Source organism: Massilia sp. P2_C2 (assembly GCF_056404615.1).
Genome location: NZ_JBFUDR010000389.1, coordinates 1 through 4,967, shown reverse-complemented (window position 1 = coordinate 4,967; position 4,967 = coordinate 1). Strand labels below are relative to the sequence as shown.

Sequence of the window (4,967 nt, the reverse complement as noted above, 5' to 3'; positions counted from 1 at the left end):
ACGCGACCGTCACGCGTGGGCACAGGGGTGCCCACCCTACGCGTCGGTTCGGCCAAAGCAGCAATTTTACAAAATATCGCTCTTACAGGGGCGCCGGCGGCGCGACATCCCCCGGCGGCCGGCGCGCGGCCAGGCTTGCACTCGTCGCGGCGCCGATCGACGACGCGACGATCAGGGCGATCGCCAGCCATTGCGTCGCGCCGAGGTGTTCGCCCAGCAGCACGAGCCCCATCAGCGCGCCGATCGCGGGCTCCGCGCTCAGCAGGGTGCTGAAGGTGTTCGACGGCAGCCGGCGCAGCGCCACCATCTCGAGCGAATACGGGATCGCGCTGGACAGCACGGCCACCGCGACGCCGAACAGCAGCACGGACGGCGCCAGCAGCGCGCTGCCCGCGTGCGCGATGCCGATCGGACCCGCGATCAGCGCGCCGACCAGCGTGCCCCAGCTGGACGCCGCCGGCCCGTAAGCGGCGCTCGCGCGCTTGCCGGCGAGGATGTACACGGCCCAGCAGGCACCGGCCACGAGCGCGCAGGCGATGCCGCGCCAGTCCAGCGCGGCCGCGCCGCCGTGCAATGGCAGCAGCAGTGCGAGGCCGGCGCAGGCGAGCGCGATCCAGATGAAGTCCAGGCGCCGGTGCGACGTCGCCACCGCGACGACGAGCGGTCCGGTGAACTCGACCGCAATGGCGATCCCCAGCGGCACATACGCAAGCGCCGTATAGAAGCTGAGATTCATGGCGCCGAGCGTGACGCCGTACAGCAGCAGCGCGCGGCCATCTCCACGCACGCCCAAGCGCCAGGGCCGGAACACGGCGGCGAGGATCACGGCCGCGAACGTGAGGCGCAGTGCCGTGGCGCCGGCCGCCCCGACGGCGGGGAACAGGTGCTTGGCGAGCGAGGCGCCCGCCGTCAGCGAGACGAGCGACAACAGCAGGGCGAGGTAAGGGCCCCAGGCCGACAGACCGGCCGTGCCGGCGCGGAGTTGCGTGGATGTAGGCATCGAAAATGCGCGAAAAAGGCGGGAATGATGCGAAACGTGACACGATATCATCAAACCGGACCGGTCTGCCGGCGGCTACGATGCAACGAGAAGGCACACATCTTTTTTCTGAATCATGAACACGTGTAACAGCCTGTAAATCCCAAGGCAGGCGCCGCCGAAATCTTTATCATTGGCAGGTGAGGAGAACCGTCATGAAAAAGCTCGCCATTATCGTTTCGCTCGGAGCAGCCCTCAGCGGCTGCGCCACGTACTATCCCGCACCGGCCAACTACGGCACGCGCGCCTACGGCCACACCGACCCCGAAGGCTGGCAGGTCGTCTCGGTGACGCCCGTCGCACCCGGCACCGGCGCGGCCGCTGCCGCCAGCGGGACGGCCGGCACCGTGACGTACAGCCCGGCCCCGACCACCGTCGTGACCCAGCCGGTGTACGTGCCGGCCCCGGTGTATGCACCCTACGCTCCCGTCTATGCGGAACCGCTGTGGTATCCGCCGATTTCGATCGGCCTTGGCTTCAGCTGGAGCCACTTCAGCGGCGGCCATCACGGCGGATGGGGTCATCGCGGCGGGTGGCGCGGCCACCGCTGACGACGATAAGTCCGAAGACGCCGGCACACGCAGGCGGATCGACGAGGCTGCGCTTTGGCGCGGCCTTTTTTTTGCCTGCCCTGCTTGCCCTACCTGTCCTTCCTGACGCATCCCTTACGTGTGCATGAATGCCGCATGTTGCATCGCGTCACACCAATCGATTGCTGTTGTTTGATTGCTATCCTACAATCGGCCACGATGGGCCCGGCGCCGAACCTCGGCGTCCCAGCGTACAACGACACAAAACGACTACGGAGACGGCAATGAATTTCAAGTTGAAAGCATTGGTTGCAGGGGTAGTTCTGGGTTTTTCGATGTCCGGCATGGCGGCAGAGCCGATCAGGATCGGGGTGTCCGGTCCGTTCACGGGCGGATCGGCGCCGATGGGCGTGTCGATGCGCGATGGCGTCCGTCTCGCCGTCAATGAAATCAATGCCAAGGGCGGCGTGCTGGGCCGCAAGATCGAACTGGTCGAACGCGACGACGAAGCGAAGAACGAGCGCGGCGTGCAGGTCGCGCAGGAACTCATCAACAAGGAAAAAGTCGTCGCCACCGTCGGCTATATCAATACGGGCGTCGCCCTCGCCTCGCAACGCTTCTACCAGCAGGCGAAGATCCCCGTGATGAACAACGTGGCCACCGGCTCCATCGTCACCAGGCAGTTCGCCAACCAGCCGGAGAACTACATCTTCCGCAACTCGGCCAACGACACGATCCAGTCCGCGATGATCGCCGACGAAGCGATCACGCGGCGCGGCTTCAAGAAGCCCGCGATCCTGGCCGACTCCACCAACTACGGCCAACTGGGCCGCGAAGACCTCGAGAAGGTGCTCGACAAGAAGGGCGTGAAGCCGGTCGCCGTCGAGAAGTACAATATCGGCGACGTCGACATGACCGCGCAGCTGCTGCGCGCGAAGCAGGCCGGCGCCGACGTCGTGCTCACCTACGGCATCGGCCCGGAACTGGCGCAGATCGCCAACGGCATGCAGAAGCTGGGCTGGAAGGTGCCCATCGTCGGCAGCTGGACCCTGGCGATGGCCAACTTCATCGACAATGCGGGCAAGAACGGCGACGGCACCCGCATGCCGCAGACGTTCATCCAGAACCCGGACACCCCGAAGCGCAAGGCCTTCATCGACGCCTACATCAAGGCCTACAGCCCGTCGGGCGGCCGCATGCCGTCGGCCGTGTCGGCCGCGCAGGGCTACGATTCCGTCTACCTGCTGGCCGCCGCCATCCAGCAGGCCGGCAGTACCGAGGGACCGAAGATCGCCGCCGCGCTGGAAGACCTGAAGACGCCGGTGGAAGGCGTCGTCGCCACGTACAACAAACCCTACTCCCACACCGACCACGAGGCGATCAACTTCGAGAACACGAAGTTCGGCGAAGTGCGCGAAGGTCGCGTCGCGTTGGCGAAGTAAGCCGAAGCAAGCCTTCCCCGGACGGCGGCACGCGCCGCCGTCCGCGTTGATTCGCGTTTCGTTAGAAGGCGTGCCGCTGCGGCCGCCGTCGGGGTGACATCATGGAAATCCTCCTCCAGCTCGTCGTGTCCGGCATCGCGCTCGGCATGATCTATGCCGTGATCGCGTTCGGCTACCAGCTGACGTTCGCCACGTCCGGCACCCTCAACTTCGGCCAGGGCGAGGCCCTGATGCTCGGCGCCCTCGTGGGCCTGTCGCTGGTCGGCACGATCCACGGCGGGCCATACATCGGCTACTGGCTGATGATTCCCATCGTCGTCGTGTTCGGCGCGCTGCAGGGCGTGTTCGTCGAATGGATCGCCGTGCGGCCCGCGCTGCGGATCAAGTCGGAATTCGGCTGGATCATGTCGACCATCGCACTCGCCATCATCTTCAAGAACGTGGCCGAGAACATCTGGGGCAAGGACGTGCTGCCCTTCCCGTCGCCGCTGTCGTCGGAGCCGTTCACGGTGCTCGGCGCGAACGTGCAGCCGATGCAGGTGGCCGTCGTCATCGGCGCCCTCGCCATCATGCTCGCCGTCGAGATCTTCAACCGCAAATCGATCTATGGCAAGGCGGTCGTCGCCACCGCGAACGACCGCGACGCCGCCGGCCTCATGGGCATCAACACGCGCATGGTCATCACGTTCTCGTACGCGCTGTCGTCCGCCACGGCCGCGTTCGCGGGCGCCCTGATCGCCCCACTGACCCTGACGAGCGCCACGATGGGCGCGTCGCTCGGGCTGAAGGCGTTCGCCGTCGCGATCATCGGCGGCCTGACGTCGGGCATGGGCGCCATCGTGGGCGGCATCATCCTGGGCATCGCGGAGACGGCGACGGGCTTCTACCTGTCCACCGGCTACAAGGAAGTGCCTGGCCTCGTCCTGCTGCTGCTCGTGCTGGCCGTGAAGCCGTCCGGCCTGTTCGGCAAGGCCGCCATCAAGAAGGTGTGACCATGTCGACGCAAATGAGCAAGCTGATTACCGGCGCGGCCATCGGCGGCATCGCGCTGCTGGCGGCCTTCCCCGTGCTGGTCGGGAACCCGTACTACATCCACCTCGTCGAGACGATCCTGATCTACGCGATCCTGCTGTTCGGCCTGGACATCGTCGTCGGCTACACGGGCCAGGTGTCGCTCGGCCACGCGGGCCTGTTCGGCGTGGGCTCGTACGTGACGGGCGTACTCGTGATGAAGCTCGGCGCCGCGTGGTGGCTGACGATCCCCGCCAGCATCGCCGGCGCCGCGATCTTCGGCGCCATCCTCGCCCTGCCCGCGCTGCGCGTCACGGGACCGTATCTCGCGATGGTGACGCTGGCTTTCGGCACAATCGTGCAAATCCTCATCAACGAGATGACCTTCCTCACCGAAGGTCCGATGGGCATCATGCTGACGAAACCCGGCGTGGCCGGGCACGAACTCACGGAAGTCGAGTACTACTATGCCGTCGCCGCGCTGATGCTGGCGTCGCTGCTGGTCGTGCACCGGCTGCTGAAGTCGCACATCGGGCGCGCCTTCGAGGCGTTGCGCGACAGCCCCATCGCGTCCGACTGCATGGGCGTCTCGGTCTACCGCTACAAGGTGTATGCGTTCGTCATCAGCGCCGGCTTCGCGGGCCTCGCGGGCAGCCTGTACGCGTACTCGGAGCAGTACATCTCGCCGAACACGTACAACTTCGAGCTGACGATCCTGTTCCTGCTCGCGGTGATCATGGGCGGCCGCAAGACCCGCAGCGGCGCGCTGATCGGCGCCGTCATCGTGGTGATGCTGCCCAGCCTCCTGTCCGACATCGACCTGTTCCGCCGCATCGCCGTCTCCGCCGCCATCCTCGCCGTCGCGGGCGCGGGCCTGCTGCTCGCGCGCCGCAAGACCACGCCGCGCAAGGTGGCCGTGCCCGTGCTGGCCACGCTGGCGCTGGC

At 66.5% G+C, this 4,967-nt stretch carries 5 protein-coding genes; 4 read left to right on the top strand and 1 reads right to left on the bottom strand.

What is annotated here, in order from left to right; genetic code table 11:
• Positions 1–82 precede the first annotated feature (82 nt).
• The gene (locus tag AC1DYX_RS27760; RefSeq protein ID WP_477264914.1) at positions 83–1,000 is read right to left on the bottom strand and encodes an EamA family transporter; all 918 of its coding nucleotides are present in this window, start codon (positions 998–1,000) and stop codon (positions 83–85) included.
• Between the two features lie 194 nt (positions 1,001–1,194).
• Between AC1DYX_RS27760 and AC1DYX_RS27755 the strand changes: the two genes are divergently transcribed.
• From AC1DYX_RS27755 to AC1DYX_RS27740, 4 genes are all read left to right on the top strand, one after another.
• A complete protein-coding gene (locus tag AC1DYX_RS27755) occupies positions 1,195–1,590 on the top strand; it encodes a hypothetical protein (protein WP_477264912.1) in 396 nt (131 codons plus the stop codon).
• 263 nt (positions 1,591–1,853) lie between these two features.
• Positions 1,854–3,011: an ABC transporter substrate-binding protein gene (locus tag AC1DYX_RS27750; RefSeq protein ID WP_477264910.1), complete on the top strand. Its 1,158-nt coding sequence runs from the start codon at positions 1,854–1,856 to the stop codon at positions 3,009–3,011.
• Between the two features lie 101 nt (positions 3,012–3,112).
• A complete protein-coding gene (locus AC1DYX_RS27745; RefSeq protein ID WP_477264908.1) occupies positions 3,113–4,003 on the top strand; it encodes a branched-chain amino acid ABC transporter permease in 891 nt (296 codons plus the stop codon).
• 2 nt (positions 4,004–4,005) lie between these two features.
• Positions 4,006–4,967 (top strand): branched-chain amino acid ABC transporter permease (locus AC1DYX_RS27740; RefSeq protein ID WP_477264906.1); only part of this gene is annotated, 962 nt, incomplete at its 3' end.